Below are 18,026 nucleotides of genomic sequence, written 5' to 3' on the forward strand. Positions count from 1 at the left end.
CACCTCCGACGGGAGCGCAACGGTCGTCACACCACCGTCGCGAAGTCGGTGCGTGACGTCACCGCGCTCCCCCCTCGCACGTCGTCCCACGCCTCACGAAGAATGCCGACCGCTCGGCGCAGTGTTGCCGGCGACGCCGTGAACGGCACCCGCAGCCGTCGATCGTGCCCGCCCTCGACCGCGAACCGAGAACCGGCCGACAGAGCGAGTCCTCGAGCACGCGCCGCCATGACCAGCGGAGTGCTCAGCGGCTCTCCGATCCCGACCCACAGGGACACACCCCCGTGAACCTCCGGAACGTCCCACTCGGGGAACACCCGGCGCAGTTCCTCGACGACACCGTCACGACCCGCGCGCAGCAGCGTCCCTCGCTGTGCGGCGATTTCGCCGAGACGAGGAATGAGCCGAGCAGCGATGGCCTGCTCGAGTTCGGGGGTCCCCAGGTCGTGTACCGGACGACCGCTCGCCAATCGGCGGACGATATCGGGGGCGGCCCGCACCCATCCGACGCGCAACCCACCCCACACCGTCTTGCCGAGGGATCCGACACGGATGACGCGCTCGTCGTCGACGAAGGGCGCCGGGCCTGCTGCTCGGTCGATGTCCAGTTGGGCCGTCGTCTCGTCGATCACCAGCAGCGTGCCGACCGACCGCGCGCCGGACAGGAATGCCTCCGTCTCGGCGATGTCCATGGTGCGCCCGGTCGGGTTGTGGAAGTCGGGCATGAGGTACGCCAGCGAGGGCAGAGTTCTCGCGAATGTCTGCTCCGCTCGTTCCAGGTCCCATCCGTGAGCGGAGTCGACGGGCACACCCACCAGGCGAGCGCCCACGCGGCGGAAGGCATCAGCGGCGTGCGGGTAGGTGGGCGTCTCGATCATGACCCGGTCGGCACGGTGAAGGAGCACCGAGGCGATCAGGTGGATGGCGCTCTGCGCGCCCGTGGTGACGAGGATCTGGTCGGGGGAGGTCGCGAAGCCCCGTTCGCGATAGTGGTCGGCGATCGCCGAACGCAGCCCAAGGTCGCCGACGACGTCGTAGCCGATCCGCGCGACGAGCGCGGGAGCGTCGTGGACGACCTCGGCCATGACTCCCGGAAGGCCGGGCCACGCCGCCGGACTCGCCTGCTGCAAGTCGATGGTCTCGGCGTCGGGCTCGTGACGACCGGGATCCGTGCGGCGCAGGGGCAGGGTCACGCTGCCGCTGCCGCGGAGACTCTCGATGTGCCCGCTGTCCCGGAGGCTCTGGTACGCGGCCGCCACGGTCGTCCGGCTCACCCCGAGGGCTGCGGCGAGCTCGCGTTCGGCGGGAAGCGCGGTGGCGGGGGCGAGGCGGTTGTCCAGGCAGAGCAGGCGGACCGCATCCGCCAGTGCTTCGTACGCCGGGCCGTTCCCCCGCCAGCCGCCGAGAGAGGAAGCGAGGGTGCGAGCGGATACGCGGGAGTCCATACGGCCACGATAGTCAAATTGGCATCCTTGTCGATAGCCAATCTGATGATTGGATTGGCCCATGCCTTCTCGGATCGTGCGCCTCTTCGTCGGACTCGTGTTGTACGGCTTCGGCTGTGCCGTCACCGTCGCCGCCGGTCTCGGTGTCGACCCCTGGACCGTCTTCGCGCAGGGACTGTCGCGCGTCTCAGGAATCGGCATCGGCTGGATCACCAACATCGTGGGCCTGGGCGTCCTCCTCCTGTGGATCCCGCTGCGACAGAAGCCCGGTGTCGGAACCGTCGCGAACATCCTGCTGGTCGGCACGAGCCTCCAGCTCACCCTCGGGTTCCTCCCCCACCCCGACGCGTTCTGGCTCCAGGCGCTGATGCTGGTGCTCGGCGTCGTGCTGGTGGCCGTGGCATCCGGTCTCTACATCGGAGCCCACTTCGGACCCGGACCGCGCGACGGCCTCATGACCGGAATGAACGCGCGCTTCGGTTGGCCCATCTGGGCGTGCCGACTGTCCGTCGAGGGATCCGTCCTGGCCCTGGGATGGCTCCTCGGCGGCACCGTGGGAATCGGCACCGTGGTCTTCGCCGTCGGGATCGGCCCGCTGGTCCACCTCGCTCTCCCGCTCTTGGCCACACCGCAGCCCGTAGCGCGTCGCCACGACGTGGCGAACGCCTGACCGCACGACCTCAGTGCTCGCGGAACTCCGGCCGCTCGCTCCCGGGCTTCAGGTGCGAGTGCACGGCATTCTTCGCGATCTCCATCGTCGGATACACGCCCAGCGGATCGTCTTTCCCCGCCATGTGGACGCGGTAGCCATCGGCATCCTTCTGGATCTTCCCGACCACACCATTGGGCCCGTAAGCCACCCAGATACGTCGTGTCGCCGTCTCGGACATGAGTGCTCCTTTGCTCTCGATGCCGGGAATGTACCGCCGCCCGGACGGGCGCACCAGGGGCTGGTTCGGCGCGGCGAGGTCGGACGATATCCTGAGAGCGACCCCCAGTAGCTCAGTGGATAGAGCAGCGGCCTTCTAATCCGCCGGTCACACGTTCGAATCGTGTCTGGGGGACCAGGGCCGGCGTCGGTACCCCTCACTAGAATGTGGGGATGGTAAACGCCTCCGAGAACGACCGGCTCGTCTGGATCGACTGCGAGATGACGGGCCTCGACCTCGGCGTCGACGAGCTGGTCGAGATCGCGGTCGTCATCACCGATTTCGAGCTCAACGTGCTCGATCCCGGTTTTCAGATCGTCATCAAGCCCGACGACTCCGCCCTCGCCAACATGGGCGAGTTCGTGACCGACATGCACCGTTCGTCGGGACTGCTCGACGAGATCCCGAACGGCGTGAGCCTGGCGGATGCCGAGTTCCAGACGCTCGAGTACATCCAGCGCTTCGCACCTGTCGAGGGCAAGGCACCCCTCGCCGGCAACACGATCGGTACCGATCGCATGTTCCTGGCCAAGTACATGCCGCGGGTCGACCGCTGGCTGCATTACCGCAACGTGGATGTCTCAAGCATCAAGGAGCTCTCGCGCCGGTGGTATCCGCGTGCTTACTTCCAGGCGCCGACCAAGAACGGCGGGCACCGTGCCCTCGCCGACATCCGTGAGTCGATTCGCGAACTCGCGTACTACCGCGCCGCGGTCTTCGTGCCGCAGCCGGGCCCCACGAGCGAAGAGGCGAAGGCGGTCTCGGCGTCGGCCGTGTCGTCGTTCGCGCTGGACGTATGACATAATCGTTCAGTTGTCTGCTTCGGCAGGCACATGGTGGCTATAGCTCAGTCGGTAGAGCACCGCGTTGTGGTCGCGGGGGTCGCGGGTTCAAGTCCCGTTAGCCACCCCAACATTCGAAGGCCCGGAAGAGCATCGCTCTCCGGGCCTTCGTCGTTCGAGACCGGCACTCCCCCGAGCCGTAGAATCGACGAGGGATGCCAAGAGAGACGCCGGCCTCCCGCTGACGGCTCGAGACCCCCGGGAGGCCCGCCGTGAACGACGACGTCGACGCGCGCCCGGCGCTCGAGATGGACGCCACGACGTTCGAGAAGCTCGTGGTCGACGAGCTGGACCGCCTTCCTGATGACATGGTCGACGGGCTCGACAACGTGGTCTTCGTCGTCGAAGACCGCCCGGAGGACGGCTCGCTCGATCTGCTCGGGCTGTACGACGGCTGGGCGCTCACGGAGCGCGAGCGGTATGGGGTCGGCGAACTCCCCGACCGCATCATCCTGTACCGCGAGCCGCACCTCGCCGCGTGCGACGACGAGACCGAGCTGAGAGACGAGATTCACACCACGCTGGTGCACGAGATCGCGCACTTCTACGGAATTGACGACGAGCGCCTGCACGAACTGGGATGGGCATGATGGCAGGCCTGACGACTCCCGATCTCGACCTCGAACCCGAAACGAACCTGTCCGCCGCACCCCCGTCGTCCTGGCAGACGGTCGTGTGGAACGACCCCGTCAACCTCATGAGCTACGTCACCCACATCTTCCGCACGTACTTCGGCTACGACGCCCCCACCGCGAAGAGACTGATGCTCGCGGTGCACCACGACGGTCATGCGGTCGTCGCCCGCGGGCCCCAAGAGGTCATGGAAGCGCACGTGCAGGCGATGCACGACTTCGGCCTGTGGGCCACCGTCCGAAAGGATCCCGCGTGAGCGAGCGCATCGTCGTCCTCGAGATCAGCGGGCTCGAGGCTCTTCACCTGGCCGGCATCGTCGGCCAGTTCCGCGATCTGCTGGCGGACTCACGCTCCGAGGACGACCCCGCCATCGAACGCCTGCTTCCCGACGCCTACCCCGACGACGCCGCCGCAAGCCGCGAGTTCCGTCGTCTCACGGGCGCGGACATCCTCGAACGCCGATCTCAGGATGTCGCGACGGTGCTGCACACGTTGGGGCTCGACGGCGCCGACCTCGATCCCGACAGCGACCCCGACGCGACGATCGCCGTGGCCCTCGGTGAGACGGAGGCGCTCGCCTGGATGCGGACCCTGTCGGCTCTGCGGCTGGTCATGGCAACGCGTCTCGGCATCCGGAACGACGACGACCACGATCCCGAGGATCCCCGGTACGGGGTGTACGACTGGATCGGCTACCGCCTCGACGGTCTCGTGGCCGCACTCGACGGGTCCTGACGCCCGTTCTCGTCAGTCGCCCCGACCGGCCGGCCATTCCGGTGTATTCGGCGGACACTCGACGGTCTCACTCGTGACACGAGGTGGCTGGACCACGTATTGCCGGCAGACACGCCCCCAGTAGTCGCCCGTCCGCCAGATGAGGCTGGCATCCCGTTCGAATCGATAAGCGGCCGTCACGAATTCGTGGCCCTTCTGCGACAGCAGGAGCAGGTCGAAGGGGAAGAGCGTCTCCCCGGGTGATGCGGGATGGGCGAGGAAGGCGGCGATGTCGCGAGAGGATTCACCGGGGACGGCGGCCAGCCGTCGCAGCTGCTCGAGAACCTCCCCGTCCGCGTAGGCCGACGCGGCCCGGTCGCCCTCGCGCTCGAGCGGGGCAGGCGGTTCTGCGACCGCACGAGACGAGATCGACGCCACCACGACGACGATGCCCATCGACGTGAGCCACACGCGCTTCGTCCTGCTCAACTGCGCCATGCCGTGTTCCCGATCGTCACGGGACCGATACGACGAGATCGGCGAGGTGCGCCGGATCGTGGGCGGCGAGGTGGTGCTCCTCTTGCGCGGCCCACCGGTCCCAGTGGGGGCGATAGGTATCGCCGTCGCGGCCGAGGGCACGCGGCTTCCGCGACGACAGCGGGGCGTCCACCCAGACCGACACGTCCGCGACCCGGGCGACCTCGGGCGTCAGAACACCGGCGCCCTCCACGAGCAGCGGCAGCGAGGGATCGACGGCGTACGCCTCTGCGCGCGAGCCGGTCTCCCAATCCCATCTCTCCCAGACGCCGACGAGACCGCGCGCGTGCGGCGAGAGAATCGTCCGCAGGGCGTAGTCGACGCCGTCGGCCAGCCCGTCCCACCCCGGGTAGACATCGTCGAGCGCGACGAGCTGAACGCGACCGCGCCCGGGCCACGCCGCGACGAGGCGCCGGGCCAGCGAGCTCTTCCCCGCGCCGCTGCGGCCGTCGAGGACGACGACCGGGTTCGCGGCGCCCACCGCGACGACGCGCGCCGACACCGCGGCCACGGCCGCGGTGAGGGCGTCGTCGACCGGGTCTGCGCTACTTCTTGAGAGCGCGGATGACACGGCTGAGGGCGCGACCGGCCACCCACACGAACGGGATGCCGACGGCGAGCAGCGAGACGAGGTTCGGGTCAAACCGCAGGTCGTCGCCGCGACGGATGTAGGCGCCGAGCGGAAGGGTGTAACCGCCCCCGCCGCCGCCGCCGTTCCCCTGCTCGTCGGAGCCGCCGCCGTATCCGGCCCAGACGAGGGCGACGGGGACGATGCGCACGCCGTCGACGTCTTGCTGCTCGCCGTAGGCGGAGGTGACGCCGAAGCTCGTGGCCTGCTTGCCGAGTTCCAATGCGATGTTGGGCATGAGCCCACCGTAGCGGCCCGCCGGCGACCGGCCCAGGGGCGTTGCATCCGGTGTCCGCCCGTGCCACCGGCCACGACGGACCGCGCCCGGCGTCGCCTCAGTGGTCGTAGGACGGTCGCGGGTTCGTCGGCAGGGCTCCCCCGCCGCGCGACGGGCCCAGGAGCGATCCCCTCGTCACCGCCCCGCGGCCGAAGCGCGCGGTCGCGCCGTCGAGAGCTCCCTCGACGCGGCGCCACTCGGCATCGTCGTCCCACAGGGTCGCGGCCATCGCCGCGGGCTTCAGCTTCTCGCCGCGCACACCGACCAGGCGCACGGCCTGACGACGATCGAGGGAGTCGAAGAGCTCGATCGCGGCGTCGCCGATGCGCTGGCCGACGGACGTCGGCTCCTTCAGCGTTCGCGAGCGGCTCAGCGTCGTGAAGTCGGAGAAGCGGACCTTGATCGAAATCGTCGACGCCTCGTACTGCTGGCCGCGGAGGCGGGCTCCGACGCGGTCGGCCAATCGTCTCAGCTCGACGTGCAGCAGGCGTGTGTCGGAGATGTCGGTGTGGAAGGTCTCTTCGTGTCCGATGCTCTTCTCGGAACGCCCCGTGTGCACCTCGCGCGCGTCGATCCCGCGGGAGAGGTGCCAGATGCGCTCCCCCATCGCCGACCCGAGGACCTGGTCGAGCGCGTGCCGCGGGGTGTCGAGGATGTCGGAGACGAGACGGATGCCGCGTGATTCGAGCGCCTCGGCCGCCTTCGGACCGACGCCCCACAGCGCGCGCACCGAGCGAGGCCGGAGGAAGGCCTCGGTGTCGGCGGCGGCGACGACGAGCAGTCCATCGGGCTTCGAGATCGTCGAGGCCATCTTGGCGACGTGTTTCGTGGCGGCCACACCGATGCTGCAGGTCAGACCCGTCTCGGCCTTCACCCGGGCGCGGAGATCGCGAGCGATCCTGCCGGGACTCCCCCACAGCCGGCGTGCGCCGCGGACGTCGAGGAAGGCCTCATCGATCGACAGCGGTTCGACGAGCGGCGTGACGTCGTGGAAGATCGCCATGACCTGACGCGACATCTCGGTGTACCGGTGGTACGGCGGGTTCACGACGATCGCCGTCGGGCAGAGGCGCAGGGCGATGGCGACCGGCATGGCCGATCTCACCCCGTAGCGGCGCGCCTCGTACGAGGCGCTCGAGACGACACCGCGGCCCTCGGACCCGCCGATGATCAACGGCTTCCCCGCGAGCGAGGGATCGTCGAGCACGGCGACCGACGCGAAGAACGCATCCATGTCGACGTGCAGGATGCCGGTACCCGTGTCGTCGGCGTCGGGGCGCGAGACGATGCGTCCTGATCCGTCGCCTCGTCCCATGGCATCCATTCTCTCCCGGACCTCCGACATCGGCCCCGGTGCGGGCGTCGGAGCCCGGAACGACGGATGCCACGACCCCGAGCCGTACGAGACGGTCGAGGTCGTGGCATCCGGTGTCCTACTGAGCGGCGCGCTCCAGGACGAGCTCGCGCACGCGCGCGGCGTCGGCCTGGCCCTTCATCGCCTTCATGACCGCACCGATGACGGCACCGGCGGCCTGCACCTTGCCGTCGCGGATCTTGGCGAGCACATCGGGCTGGGCCGCGAGGGCTTCGTCGATCGCGGCGATGAGCGCTCCGTCATCGGAGACGACGGCGAGGCCGCGCGCGTCGACGACCTCTTGCGGGGTACCCTCGCCGGCGATGACGCCCTCGAGCACCTGACGCGCGAGCTTGTCGGTGAGGGTTCCGACGTCGATCAGCTTCTGCAGCGCGGCGACGTTCTCGGGCGACACGAGATCAGCGGCGTCCCGTTCCTGCGCGTTGGCCACGCGGGTGATCTCACCCGTCCACCACTTACGCGCAGATGCGGGCGCAGCTCCCGCGGCGATGGTGTCGGCCACCGCGTCGAGCAGACCGCCGTTCGCGACGTCCTGGAACTCGAGGTCGGTGAAGCCCCACTCGCCCTTCAGACGGCGTCGGCGCGCGGCCGGGGGCTCGGGAAGAGCAGCGCGCAGCTCGTCGATCAGCTCGGGCGCGGGCACGACCGGCAGCAGGTCGGGCTCGGGGAAGTAGCGGTAGTCGTCCGCATCGGACTTCGGACGACCCGGGGACGTGCGGCCGGTGTCCTCGTGCCAGTGGCGGGTCTCCTGCGTGATCGTGCCGCCCTTGGCGAGGATGGCCGCCTGACGCTGGATCTCGTAGCGGACCGCGCGCTCGACGGATCGCATCGAGTTGACGTTCTTCGTCTCGGTGCGCGTGCCGAGCTTCTCCTGCCCGCGGGGGCGCAGCGATACGTTGGCGTCGCAGCGGAGGTTTCCGCGCTCGAGCTTGGCCTCGGAGATCCCGAGACCGCGCACGATGTCGCGGATCGTCGCGACGTAGGCCTTCGCAAGGGCCGGGGCGGAGTGCTCGGCGCCGAAGATCGGCTTGGTGACGATCTCGACGAGCGGGACGCCGGCGCGGTTGTAGTCGACGAGCGAGTACTCGGCGCCCTGGATCCGACCGGTCGAGCCGCCCATGTGGGTGAGCTTGCCGGCATCCTCTTCCATGTGTGCTCGCTCGATCGGCACCGTCACGATGGTGCCGTCCTCGAGTTCGACCTCGACCGAGCCCTCGAAGGCGATCGGCTCGTCGTACTGCGAGATCTGGTAGTTCTTGCCGAGGTCGGGGTAGAAGTAGTTCTTCCGCGCGAACCGGCTCGACGGTGCGATCGAGCAGCCGAGGGCGAGGCCCAGGCTGATCGAGGAACGGATCGCCTCGGCGTTGACCACCGGCAGGGCTCCGGGCAGGCCCATGTCGACGGGCGCCACGAGCGTGTTCGGCTCGGCACCGTGGTTCGCCTCGTTGGCGGGGTTCGGCGCGGCCGAGAACATCTTCGTCGCGGTGTTCAGCTCGACGTGCACCTCGAAACCGAGGACGGGCTCGAACAGCTCGAGCGCCTCGTCGAAGTCCATGAGTGCGTCTTTCGCCATCAGAGCGACGCTCCGTTCGTGAGGGAGGGGGCCTTGTCGAGGAGCGGTCCGCCCCAGCGGTCGACGAGGAGCGCCTCGAGCGCCGCGCCGACGCGGTACAGACGAGCGTCCTCGCGGGCGGGGGCCAGGAATTGGATGCCGACGGGCAGGCCGTCTTCTTCGGCCAGGCCGCTCGGGATCGAGATGCCCGGGACGCCGGCGAGGTTCGCCGGGATCGTCGTGATGTCGTTGAGGTACATCTGCAGCGGGTCGTCGATCTTCTCGCCGAGGCGGAACGCGGTGGTGGGCGCCGACGGCGTGGCGATGACGTCCACCCGTGCGAACGCCGCGTCGAAGTCCTGCTGGATCAGCGTGCGGACCTTCTGGGCGCTGCCGTAGTAGGCGTCGTAGTACCCGGCCGAGAGGGCGTACGTGCCGAGGATGATGCGGCGCTTCACCTCGGGGCCGAAGCCGGCGTCGCGGGTGGCGGCCATGACGTTCTCGACGGTTGCGGCCCCCTGCGGGTTCACGCGCAGGCCGAAGCGCACGGAGTCGAACTTCGCGAGGTTGCTCGAAGCCTCGGCCGGGAGGATCAGGTAGTACGCGGCGACGCCGTACTCGAAGTGCGGGGCGCTGATCTCGACGATCTCGGCACCCTGCGCCTCCATGGCCGCCAGAGACGCGCGGAACGAGTCGGACACACCCCTCTGGAAGCCTCGGTCGTCGAGCTCGCGGATGACGCCGACCTTCAGCCCCTTCAGCACCTGACCGGTCGCGCCCTCCCGGGCGGCCGCGGCGAACGAGGGCCACTCGTCCGACAACGAGGTGGAGTCGTTCGCGTCGTAGCCGCCGATCACGTCGTGCAGGAGCCCCGCGTCGAGGACGGTGCGCGTGACCGGTCCGACCTGATCGAGGCTGGATGCCAGCGCGATCGCGCCGTAGCGGCTCACCCCGCCGTACGTGGGCTTGACGCCCACCGTTCCGGTGACGTGCGCGGGCTGGCGGATCGATCCACCCGTGTCGGAGCCGAGGGCGAGGGGCGCCTCGAACGCGGCCACGGCCGCGGCGGAGCCTCCGCCGGAGCCGCCGGGGATGCGATCGAGGTCCCACGGGTTGCGGGTGGGACCGTAGGCGGAGAACTCGGTCGACGAGCCCATGGCGAACTCGTCCATGTTGGTCTTGCCGAGCGGCACGAGGCCCGCGGCGCGGGAGCGCGCGACGACCGTGGCGTCGTAGGGCGACATGTAGCCCTCGAGGATCTTGGAACCACTCGTCGAGGGCATGTCGGTCGTGACGAGCACGTCCTTCACCGCGAGCGGCACGCCGGCCAACTCGTGGAGCTGCTCGCCGGCGGCGCGGCGGCGGTCGATGTCGGCCGCGACCTCGAGAGCGTGGTCGCTCACGTGCAGGAACGCGTGGACGTCACCGTCGACGGCGGCGATGCGGTCGAGGTGGGCCTGCGTCGCCTCGACGCTCGACACCTCGGACGACGAGAGCTTGGCGGCCAGATCGGCCGCGGTCAGACGGGTCAGATCGCTCACTGCTCTTCTCCCAGGATCGCGGTCACGCGGAATCGGCCGTCGGCCTGGTCGGGAGCATTCTGCAGCACCTGCTCGCGCGTGAGCTGCTGCTGCACGACATCGGGGCGGAACACGTTCTCGAGCGGGATCGGGTGGCTCGTCGCGACGACCTCGGGGGTCGCCACCTCGGACACCTTCGCGATGTTGTCGACGATGGCATCCAGCTGACCGGTCAGGCTCTGGACCTCCTCGTCGCTCAACTGGATCCGGGCGAGCACACCGAGATGGCGCACGAGATCAGGAGTGATTTCAGACACCCCGCAAGTCTAGTTCGCGCGCAGTGCTGCGCCCGCCTCGACCCCGCCGTGCACCCGCCCCTAGGCTGGCCGGGTGACGAGCTTCGATCCGCCGCGCCCCTGGACCTCGAGTTATGCCGCGGGGGTGCCCGAAGACCTGGATCCCCAGAGCGGGTCGCTCGTCGACATCGTCGACGCCTCGGTACGGGATTACCCCGACGCCCCGGCCCTGCAGTTCTTCGGACGCGAGACCACCTACGCCGAGATGTCCGCCGAGATCGCCCGCGTCGCCGGTGCTCTCGAGGAGCGCGGGGTGAAGGCGGGCGACCCCGTCGCCATCGTCTTGCCCAATTGCCCGCAGCACATCGTGGCGTTCTACGCCGTCTTGCGTCTGGGTGCGGTCGTCGTCGAGCACAACCCGCTCTACACGCCGCGTGAGCTGCGCAAACAGTTCGAGGACCATGGGGCGAAGCACGCGATCGTGTGGAGCAAGGTCGTCGCCACCGTGCAGGACTTCCCCGCCGATCTGCGTGTCGACACTCTCGTGTCGGTCGACGTGACCACGGCCATGCCGCTGCGCACCCGCCTCGCCCTCCGCCTGCCGGTCGCCAAGGCACGCGCAGCGCGCGCGGCCCTCACGACGAAGACCCGGGATGCCGACGACTGGGCCGACCTGCTGCGCCACGCCCCCCTTGCTCCGTCCCATCCGCGGCCGGGCTCGACGGATCTGGCGATCATCCAGTACACGAGCGGCACCACCGGAACCCCCAAGGGCGCGATGCTGACCCACGCGAACCTGCTCGCCAACGCCGCACAGGCGCGCGCGTGGGTGCCGCAGATCGTGCGCGGTGAGGGGTGCGTCGTCTACGCCGTGCTGCCGATGTTCCATGCCTACGGCCTGACGCTCTGCCTGACCTTCGCGATGTCGATGGGCGCGCGTCTCGTGCTGTTCCCCAAGTTCGACCCGGGCCTCGTGCTCGAGGTGACGAAGAAGCACCCCGCGACGTTCCTGCCGCTCGTGCCGCCGATCGCCGAGCGGCTGCTCGCCGCGGCGAACGAGAAGGGCGTCTCCCTCACCGGCACCGACGTCGCGATCTCGGGGGCCATGGCACTCCCGCACTCTCTCGTCGTGCCGTTCGAACAGGCGACGGGCGGGTTCCTGGTCGAGGGGTACGGGCTGAGCGAGTGCTCCCCGGTTCTCATGGCCAACCCCGTCGCCGACAACCGCGTCGCGGGCACCGTCGGCCTGCCCCTCCCGGGCACCGAGTGCCGTGTCGTCGACCCGGACGACCCCCGCACCGATGTCGAGCGCGGGGAGCTTCTGGTCCGCGGTCCCCAGGTCTTCTCGGGCTATTACGGCAAGCCCGAAGAGACCGAGGCGGTCTTCGTCGACGGGTGGTTCCGCACCGGAGACATCGTGACGATCGACGACGGCGGCTTCGTCCGCATCGTCGACCGCATCAAGGAGCTCATCATTACGGGCGGTTTCAACGTCGCCCCGACCGAGGTCGAGAACGTCCTGCGTCAGCATCCGTCGGTCGCGGATGTCGCGGTCGTCGGCGTGCCGAGCGAGCACTCCGGCGAGGACGTCGTCGCCGCGGTGGTGCCGTCGGCACCGGGTGCGTTCGACGCCGAGGCGGTCCGGGCCTTCGCGCGCGGCATCCTGACCCCCTACAAGGTGCCCAAGCGCATCGTCGTCGTCGACGAGCTTCCGCGCTCGCTGATCGGCAAAGTGCTCCGGCGCCAGGTGCGCGACACGCTCCTCGGAGGCTGAAGGGCTCTCTCCCCTGCTACACCCCGGCCCTGCCGCGCAAGGGTGCGGGCGAATTGGCGCCTTCCGACCGGCCATCGATAGCGTGGAAGAACTCCGGGCCGTGTTGCGCCCGGACGTGACCTTTGGGGGGAATCACATGATCACCAAGCGCGTTCCGTTCGCTCTCGTCGCAGCCTCGGCGCTGCTCCTTCTCGCCGGATGCTCCGGCGGCGGATCGAACACCGCGGAGTCGAGCGACGACAGCTCGGTCGACGGCGGCACCACGACCACGCAGGAAACCACGGCGCCCACGACGCCCGCGGCTGCCGCCGGAGACCAGTCCAAGGCCGAGGCCTGCGACATCGTCCGGGAGCAGTTCCAGGCGGTCAGCGGTGCGGGCAGCACGGTCGACAGCTCCGACCCGCAGGCGACTCTCACGGCGTTCAAGCAGCTCGCTTCCGACGTCGGCACGCAGTTCTCGTCGATCACGAACGAGGAGATCGCGGCCCCTGCGCAGAAGGCCAGCGGTGCGCTGAACGACTACGCCGCGTACCTCGAGACCGTCATCGCCGACCCGTCCAAGGCCAGCGGCCTGAGCGACCAGATCAGCACGCTCCAGGCGAGCTTCACCGAAGCCGCGACAGCCTGCGCCGGTTGACGCGACCCTTCGCAGGGTGAGAGAGGGTGGGGGCTCGGGCTCCCACCCTCTCTTCCTTTCTCAGTTCTCGGCCGTCGTCGGTCCGTCGGCGTCGGCCTCAGAAGCTTCCGAGGCTGCTGCACCCGTCGCCGCGTCGAGCGCCGCGGGGCCCTGCTCGACGAGGATGCGGAACTGTGCGGCATCGAGGATCCGCAGGCCCAGTTCTTCCGCCTTCGCCAGCTTCGACCCGGCGCCCGGACCCGCCGCGACGAAGTCGGTCTTCTTCGACACGCTCGACGCGGCCTTGCCGCCCGCCGACAGGATGGCCTCTTGCGCCCCCTCGCGGGTGTAGCCGTCGAGGGAGCCCGTCGCGACGACGGTGAGGCCCGTCAGCACCCCGCCCGCGGCCGCCGCCGCCCCCGGGCCGGGGTGGCCGGGGATCGAGAAGCGCACCCCGGCGGCCGCCCATCGCTCGACGATCTCGCGGTGCCAGTCCACCTCGAACCAGTCGATCACGGCATCGGCGATGATCCCTCCCACACCCTCAACGGCGGCGAGGTCTTCGCGCGACGCCGCGCGGATGGCATCCAGTGACCCGAACCACTGCGCGAGCGCCCGGGCCGCCACCGGGCCGACGTGCCGGATGTTGAGAGACACGAGCAGACGCCAGAGATCCTTCGTCTTGGCCTTCTCGAGCTCGGCGATCAACTTCGTTGCCTGCTCGGAGGGACGGACCTCGCGATAGTCCTTGCGGATGCCGCGCCGACGGCGCTCCGCCGGATCGAGGTCTTCGGTGCCCGGGGGGTAGGTCGCCGCAGAGAGCTTCTGGAACGGCAGGCGCCGGACGAGCTCGCCCGTGTCGGGATCGACCTTCCGCTCCCCCGTCTCGGAGTCGCGCACGACCACCTCGATCGGTACGAGTTCGTCGATCGTCAGGTCGAACAGTCCCGCCTCGGTATCGAGCGGCGGTCGGTCGGGGACCTCGGGCTGGGTCAGCGCGGCCGCCGTGACCTCGCCGAGGGCCTCGATGTCGAGCGCTCCGCGCGAGCCGATGTGTTCGACGCGTCCGCGCACCTGGGCGGGGCAGGAACGGGCGTTCGGGCACCGCAGGTCGATGTCGCCCTCTTTCGCCGGCCGCAAGGGGGTGCCGCACTCAGGGCAGTCCGCGGGCATCACGAATGCGCGTTCGCTGCCGTCACGCAGCTCGACCACCGGTCCGAGAACCTCGGGGATGACGTCGCCGGCCTTGCGCAGCACCACCGTGTCGCCGATGAGCACGCCCTTGACCTTCACCACGTCCTGGTTGTGCAGGGTGGCCTGGCGGACGACGCTGCCGGCGACCTTGGCGGGTTCCATGACCGCGAAGGGCGTCGCACGACCGGTGCGGCCGACCGAGACGACGATGTCGAGCAGCTTCGTGTTCACCTGCTCGGGCGGGTACTTGTAGGCGATCGCCCAGCGGGGTGCGCGGCTGGTGGCCCCGAGCTCGTCGTGCAGCGCGAGCTCGTCGACCTTGACGACCACTCCGTCGATCTCGTGCTCGACGTCGTGCCGGTGCTCGCCGTGGTGCGCCACGAAGGCGAGCACCCCGTCCACCGACGACTCGACGCGGCTGTACGGCGAGGTGGGCAGGCCCCAGGAAGCGAGCAGGTCGTAGATCTCGCTCTGCGCGGCCACGGGCGGGTTCTGCCAGGCTCCGATGCCGTGCACGTAGAGCTTGAGCGAGGCGATCCGCGCGAGCCCCGCCTCGAGTTCGAGGCCGCTCTTCTTCTCGATCTGCTGACGAAGACCGCCGCTGGCCGCATTGCGAGGGTTCGCGAAGGCGGGGAACCGCCGCGCCGCGGCGATCTCGGCCTTCTCTTCGTCGAACGCGCGTCCACCGCGACGACCGGCCGCTCGCTCGCGCGCCTCGGCCAGCGCGCGCTCCCGGAGCTCGCCCTGCCTGCGATTGAGGTCCTCGAAGGACGCGACGGGGATGAAGACCTCGCCTCGCACCTCGACGATCGCGGGGTGGCCCTCGCCCGAGAGCTCACGCGGGATGTCGGCCAGGCGCAGCGCGTTCTCGGTCACGATCTCGCCCACTCGCCCGTCGCCGCGCGTCGCGGCCGAGGTGAGCACGCCGTTCTCGTAGCGCAGGCTGATCGCGAGCCCGTCGATCTTCAGCTCACTCAGCCAGTGCACCTTGCGGCCCGCGGCAGCCTGGGTCTTGACGGCCCAGTCGCGGAGCTCTTCGGGAGAGAAGACGTTGTCGAGGCTGAGCATGCGCTCGGCGTGTTCGATCGTCGCGAGATCGGTGGCCTCGGCCGCGCCCACCGACAGCGTGGGGCTGTCCTGCCCCTGCAGCTCGGGGTAGAGGCGTTCGAGCGCCTCGAGCCGGTGCATCCACCCGTCGTAGGTCGCGTCGTCGACGACCTCGGCATCGCGCCCGTAGTAGGCGTCGCGCGCGCCGACGATGCGCTGCGTGAGGTCGCCCGCCTCGGCGCGAGCCTCGTCGAGAGTGAGGTCGGGAAGCTGATCGTGCTCGGTCACTCATCCAGCTTAGGGAGGGGTTCCGACATCTCCGGAGGGCCTTGCACGACCCGACGGCTCGGACATCAGGCCTCGACCGGAACCGCCGACACCGTGCGATCGATCGTGAACTGCCCGAGCACGCGCGTCCCGTCGTAGAGCACCGCGGTCTGCCCGGGCGCCACACCGTCGAACGGCGTCTCCGGGCGCACCGTCAGCACACCGTCGACGAGCTCGGCCGTCGCCGGGACGGGATCGGCGTGGGCGCGGATCTGCGCGTGACACGCGAAAGACGTCGACGAGGGTGCCCGACCCGCCCAGGTGAAGCGCTCCCCCGCGATCTCGGAGCACGCGAGCGCCTCTTTCGGGCCGACGACGACCGTGTTGTTGACCGGGCGCACCTCGAGCACGAACCGCGGCTTGCCGTCGGCCGCGGGGACGCCCAGCTGCAAGCCGCGGCGCTGACCGACGGTGAAGGCGTGCGCGCCCTCGTGCGTCCCGACGACGGCTCCGGTGCGATCGAGGATCTCGCCGCGCTCGGCACCGACCTTGTCGGCGAGCCAGCCGCGCGTGTCGCCGTCGGGGATGAAACAGATGTCGTGACTGTCGGGCTTCTGCGCGACCGAGAGTCCCCGCTCCTCCGCCTCGGCGCGCACGAGCGCCTTCGAGGGCGTCGAACCGAGCGGGAAGTACGTGTGGGCGAGCTGCTCAGCGGTGAGCACGCCGAGCACGTACGACTGGTCCTTCGCGTTGTCGGACGCCCGGTGGAGCTCCCGCCCCGCAGGCGTGTCGATGAGCGTGGCGTAGTGTCCGGTGCAGACGGCGTCGAAGCCGAGCTCGAGCGCGCGCTCCAGAAGGGCGGCGAACTTGATCTTCTCGTTGCAGCGCATGCAGGGGTTGGGGGTGCGTCCGGCGCGGTACTCCGACACGAAGTCGTCGATGACGTCATCGCGGAACCGCTCCGAGAAGTCCCAGACGTAGAAGGGCATGCCGAGCTTGTCGGCCGCGCGCCGGGCGTCCATCGCGTCTTCGATCGTGCAGCACCCGCGGCTGCCTGCCCGCAGCGTGCCGCCGGCGCGAGAGAGCGCCAGATGCACGCCGACCACATCGTGGCCCGCCTCCACCGCGCGGGCCGCAGCCACCGCGGAGTCGACTCCACCGCTCATCGCCGCCAAAACTCGCATCGTCCCAGTCTACGAACGTCGGTCTGAACGGGCGCCGGATGCCACGGCACGGGCGTAGGCGCCGGGAAGACGGCTGAGGACCGCGTCGACGTCGGCGTCCGTGGAGGTGTGCCCGAGGGTGAATCTCAGCACCGAGCGGGCCGCGCGGTCGTCGAGCCCCAGTGCAAGCACCACATGCGACGGCTCCGCGACGCCGGCTTGGCACGCCGATCCGGTCGACACCGCGATCTGCTCCATGTCGAGCAGGAACAGCAGCGTCTCGCCCGCGGCATCCGGGAACAGGACGTGCGCGTTCCCCGGGAGGCGCTCGGTGGGATGCCCGAGCAACCGCGCCGAGGGAATGGACGACAGAATGCCGGCCACCAGGCGATCACGCAGCGCGGTGAGCCGCGCCGCCTCGTCGTGACGCTCGCGCTCGGCCGCGGTCAGCGCGGCGGCGAAGGCGGCGGCCCCCGCGACGTCCTGTGTACCGGCGCGCAGGCTGCGCTGCTGCCCGCCGCCGTGGACGAGGGGGGTCAGTCGAGCGTGACGCGAGACGACCGCCGCGCCCACCCCGACCGGACCGCCGACCTTGTGTGCCGACACCGACATCGCCACGAGTCCGGACGGGTCCGACCCCGCCCCTCGCCACGCGGCGAAGTCGACGGCGACCTGTCCGAGCGCCGACACCGCGTCGAGGTGCAGGGGGACTCCGTCCTCTTTCGCGCGGAGTGCGAGGTCGGCGGCATCCTGGATCGTTCCCACCTCGTTGCTCGCGACGAGGGCCGTGGCGAGGGCGGCACCGGGCAGGGCGGTCGAGAAGGCCTCGATATCGACGCGTCCGAGCGTGTCGACGGGCACCGCGCGCACCCGTGCGTCGTGCGTAGAGGCGAGCCAGGCCACCGCATCGAGCGTCGCGTGGTGTTCTCCGTCGGGGAGGACGATCGCGTCCGCCTCCGCGGGACGCGACCACCACAAGCCCTTGAGAGCAAGGTTCACGGCCTCGGTGCCGCCCGACGTGAAGACCACCTCGATGGGCTGGCATCCCAGCACCGCGGCGACGGCCTCGCGTGCATCCTCGAGCAGACGGCGGGCATCCTGCCCCGCGGCGTGAATGGACGAGGGGTTGCCGAGCACATCGTGTGCCGCGAGCCACGCCTCGCGCGCTTGCGGACGCAGAGGAGTGGTCGCCGCGTGATCGAGGTATACCCGCATCC

The 18,026-nt window shown here is 69.9% G+C and carries 19 protein-coding genes and 2 tRNA genes; 9 read left to right on the forward strand and 12 right to left on the reverse strand.

The window, feature by feature from the left end:
- Positions 1 to 26 precede the first annotated feature (26 nt).
- Positions 27 to 1,445 carry a PLP-dependent aminotransferase family protein gene (locus J2X55_RS09765; RefSeq protein ID WP_115918024.1) on the reverse strand — a complete coding sequence of 473 codons (1,419 nt, stop codon included), beginning with the start codon at positions 1,443 to 1,445 and terminating at the stop codon, positions 27 to 29.
- A gap of 61 nt (positions 1,446 to 1,506) precedes the next feature.
- Here J2X55_RS09765 and J2X55_RS09770 point away from each other — a divergent pair, with 61 nt between their 5' ends.
- Positions 1,507 to 2,115, forward strand: a complete 609-nt coding sequence (locus tag J2X55_RS09770) for a hypothetical protein (protein WP_309823140.1) — start codon at positions 1,507 to 1,509, stop codon at positions 2,113 to 2,115.
- A 10-nt stretch (positions 2,116 to 2,125) separates the two neighbouring features.
- Here the strand turns inward: J2X55_RS09770 and J2X55_RS09775 are convergent, their stop codons facing one another.
- On the reverse strand, positions 2,126 to 2,335 hold the full coding sequence (locus tag J2X55_RS09775) for a methyltransferase (RefSeq protein WP_115918022.1): 210 nt from the start codon (positions 2,333 to 2,335) through the stop codon (positions 2,126 to 2,128).
- Between the two features lie 101 nt (positions 2,336 to 2,436).
- Between J2X55_RS09775 and J2X55_RS09780 the strand changes: the two genes are divergently transcribed.
- The 6 genes from J2X55_RS09780 to J2X55_RS09805 all read left to right on the forward strand — a co-directional run bounded on the left by J2X55_RS09780 (position 2,437) and on the right by J2X55_RS09805 (position 4,584).
- Positions 2,437 to 2,512, forward strand: a tRNA-Arg gene (locus J2X55_RS09780).
- A 35-nt stretch (positions 2,513 to 2,547) separates the two neighbouring features.
- The gene (gene orn, locus J2X55_RS09785; RefSeq protein ID WP_115918021.1) at positions 2,548 to 3,174 is read left to right on the forward strand and encodes an oligoribonuclease; all 627 of its coding nucleotides are present in this window, start codon (positions 2,548 to 2,550) and stop codon (positions 3,172 to 3,174) included.
- 36 nt (positions 3,175 to 3,210) lie between these two features.
- Positions 3,211 to 3,286: transfer RNA gene (locus J2X55_RS09790), tRNA-His, on the forward strand.
- Between the two features lie 178 nt (positions 3,287 to 3,464).
- Complete coding sequence (locus tag J2X55_RS09795; protein ID WP_210112970.1) at positions 3,465 to 3,806, forward strand: metallopeptidase family protein; 342 nt, start codon at positions 3,465 to 3,467, stop codon at positions 3,804 to 3,806.
- Positions 3,797 to 4,105: an ATP-dependent Clp protease adapter ClpS gene (clpS, locus tag J2X55_RS09800; protein ID WP_309823143.1), complete on the forward strand. Its 309-nt coding sequence runs from the start codon at positions 3,797 to 3,799 to the stop codon at positions 4,103 to 4,105. Before J2X55_RS09795 ends, clpS begins: the two co-directional genes overlap by 10 nt.
- Positions 4,102 to 4,584, forward strand: coding sequence for a DUF2017 family protein (locus J2X55_RS09805; RefSeq protein ID WP_309823144.1), 483 nt, complete (start codon positions 4,102 to 4,104; stop codon positions 4,582 to 4,584). The genes clpS and J2X55_RS09805 overlap by 4 nt, the downstream gene beginning before the upstream one ends.
- A 12-nt stretch (positions 4,585 to 4,596) precedes the next feature.
- On the opposite strand, the gene J2X55_RS09810 is transcribed toward J2X55_RS09805, so the two are convergent.
- From J2X55_RS09810 to gatC, 7 genes are all read right to left on the reverse strand, one after another.
- On the reverse strand, positions 4,597 to 5,061 hold the full coding sequence (locus tag J2X55_RS09810; protein WP_309823146.1) for a hypothetical protein: 465 nt from the start codon (positions 5,059 to 5,061) through the stop codon (positions 4,597 to 4,599).
- A 16-nt stretch (positions 5,062 to 5,077) separates the two neighbouring features.
- The gene (locus J2X55_RS09815) at positions 5,078 to 5,671 is read right to left on the reverse strand and encodes a hypothetical protein (protein WP_309823148.1); all 594 of its coding nucleotides are present in this window, start codon (positions 5,669 to 5,671) and stop codon (positions 5,078 to 5,080) included.
- Positions 5,646 to 5,966, reverse strand: a complete 321-nt coding sequence (locus tag J2X55_RS09820) for a hypothetical protein (protein WP_246078284.1) — start codon at positions 5,964 to 5,966, stop codon at positions 5,646 to 5,648. The genes J2X55_RS09815 and J2X55_RS09820 overlap by 26 nt, the downstream gene beginning before the upstream one ends.
- Before the next feature lie 97 nt (positions 5,967 to 6,063).
- Entirely contained in the window at positions 6,064 to 7,320 is a 1,257-nt protein-coding gene (locus tag J2X55_RS09825) for a DNA polymerase IV (protein WP_115918016.1), read from the reverse strand.
- Positions 7,321 to 7,438: 118 nt separating this feature from the next.
- Positions 7,439 to 8,953 carry an Asp-tRNA(Asn)/Glu-tRNA(Gln) amidotransferase subunit GatB gene (gene gatB, locus J2X55_RS09830; protein WP_309823150.1) on the reverse strand — a complete coding sequence of 505 codons (1,515 nt, stop codon included), beginning with the start codon at positions 8,951 to 8,953 and terminating at the stop codon, positions 7,439 to 7,441.
- Positions 8,953 to 10,473, reverse strand: coding sequence for an Asp-tRNA(Asn)/Glu-tRNA(Gln) amidotransferase subunit GatA (gene gatA / locus J2X55_RS09835; protein WP_115918014.1), 1,521 nt, complete (start codon positions 10,471 to 10,473; stop codon positions 8,953 to 8,955). The genes gatB and gatA overlap by 1 nt, the downstream gene beginning before the upstream one ends.
- Positions 10,470 to 10,769, reverse strand: coding sequence for an Asp-tRNA(Asn)/Glu-tRNA(Gln) amidotransferase subunit GatC (gene gatC, locus J2X55_RS09840; RefSeq protein ID WP_056230955.1), 300 nt, complete (start codon positions 10,767 to 10,769; stop codon positions 10,470 to 10,472). The genes gatA and gatC overlap by 4 nt, the downstream gene beginning before the upstream one ends.
- 73 nt (positions 10,770 to 10,842) lie before the next feature.
- Here gatC and J2X55_RS09845 point away from each other — a divergent pair, with 73 nt between their 5' ends.
- Positions 10,843 to 12,522 carry a long-chain-fatty-acid--CoA ligase gene (locus J2X55_RS09845; RefSeq protein WP_309823151.1) on the forward strand — a complete coding sequence of 560 codons (1,680 nt, stop codon included), beginning with the start codon at positions 10,843 to 10,845 and terminating at the stop codon, positions 12,520 to 12,522.
- A 136-nt stretch (positions 12,523 to 12,658) separates the two neighbouring features.
- Positions 12,659 to 13,159 (forward strand): hypothetical protein, encoded by a 501-nt coding sequence (locus tag J2X55_RS09850; protein ID WP_115918012.1) that lies wholly within the window; start codon positions 12,659 to 12,661, stop codon positions 13,157 to 13,159.
- A 60-nt stretch (positions 13,160 to 13,219) separates the two neighbouring features.
- On the opposite strand, the gene ligA is transcribed toward J2X55_RS09850, so the two are convergent.
- The 3 genes from ligA to J2X55_RS09865 form a co-directional block, all read right to left on the reverse strand.
- Positions 13,220 to 15,667 carry an NAD-dependent DNA ligase LigA gene (ligA, locus tag J2X55_RS09855; protein ID WP_309823154.1) on the reverse strand — a complete coding sequence of 816 codons (2,448 nt, stop codon included), beginning with the start codon at positions 15,665 to 15,667 and terminating at the stop codon, positions 13,220 to 13,222.
- Positions 15,668 to 15,732: 65 nt separating this feature from the next.
- Positions 15,733 to 16,830: a tRNA 2-thiouridine(34) synthase MnmA gene (mnmA, locus tag J2X55_RS09860; RefSeq protein WP_115918011.1), complete on the reverse strand. Its 1,098-nt coding sequence runs from the start codon at positions 16,828 to 16,830 to the stop codon at positions 15,733 to 15,735.
- 9 nt (positions 16,831 to 16,839) lie between these two features.
- Positions 16,840 to 18,024: a cysteine desulfurase family protein gene (locus tag J2X55_RS09865; protein ID WP_309823155.1), complete on the reverse strand. Its 1,185-nt coding sequence runs from the start codon at positions 18,022 to 18,024 to the stop codon at positions 16,840 to 16,842.
- Positions 18,025 to 18,026: the final 2 nt, after the last annotated feature.

Source organism: Microbacterium sp. 1154 (genome assembly GCF_031455375.1).
In the GTDB taxonomy this organism is placed as follows: Bacteria; Actinomycetota; Actinomycetes; order Actinomycetales; family Microbacteriaceae; genus Microbacterium.

Bases quoted from the DNA above. Each gene is read 5' to 3' on its own strand.
- J2X55_RS09765 (WP_115918024.1), bottom strand. From the start codon at position 1,445: ATGGACTCCCGCGTATCCGCTCGCACCCTCGCTTCCTCTCTCGGCGGC.
- J2X55_RS09770 (WP_309823140.1), top strand. From the start codon at position 1,507: ATGCCTTCTCGGATCGTGCGCCTCTTCGTCGGACTCGTGTTGTACGGC.
- J2X55_RS09775 (WP_115918022.1), bottom strand. From the start codon at position 2,335: ATGTCCGAGACGGCGACACGACGTATCTGGGTGGCTTACGGGCCCAAT.
- orn (WP_115918021.1), top strand. From the start codon at position 2,548: ATGGTAAACGCCTCCGAGAACGACCGGCTCGTCTGGATCGACTGCGAG.
- J2X55_RS09795 (WP_210112970.1), top strand. From the start codon at position 3,465: ATGGACGCCACGACGTTCGAGAAGCTCGTGGTCGACGAGCTGGACCGC.
- clpS (WP_309823143.1), top strand. From the start codon at position 3,797: ATGGGCATGATGGCAGGCCTGACGACTCCCGATCTCGACCTCGAACCC.
- J2X55_RS09810 (WP_309823146.1), bottom strand. From the start codon at position 5,061: ATGGCGCAGTTGAGCAGGACGAAGCGCGTGTGGCTCACGTCGATGGGC.
- J2X55_RS09820 (WP_246078284.1), bottom strand. From the start codon at position 5,966: ATGCCCAACATCGCATTGGAACTCGGCAAGCAGGCCACGAGCTTCGGC.
- J2X55_RS09825 (WP_115918016.1), bottom strand. From the start codon at position 7,320: ATGGGACGAGGCGACGGATCAGGACGCATCGTCTCGCGCCCCGACGCC.
- gatB (WP_309823150.1), bottom strand. From the start codon at position 8,953: ATGGCGAAAGACGCACTCATGGACTTCGACGAGGCGCTCGAGCTGTTC.
- J2X55_RS09850 (WP_115918012.1), top strand. From the start codon at position 12,659: ATGATCACCAAGCGCGTTCCGTTCGCTCTCGTCGCAGCCTCGGCGCTG.
- mnmA (WP_115918011.1), bottom strand. From the start codon at position 16,830: ATGCGAGTTTTGGCGGCGATGAGCGGTGGAGTCGACTCCGCGGTGGCT.
- J2X55_RS09865 (WP_309823155.1), bottom strand. From the start codon at position 18,024: ATGCGGGTATACCTCGATCACGCGGCGACCACTCCTCTGCGTCCGCAA.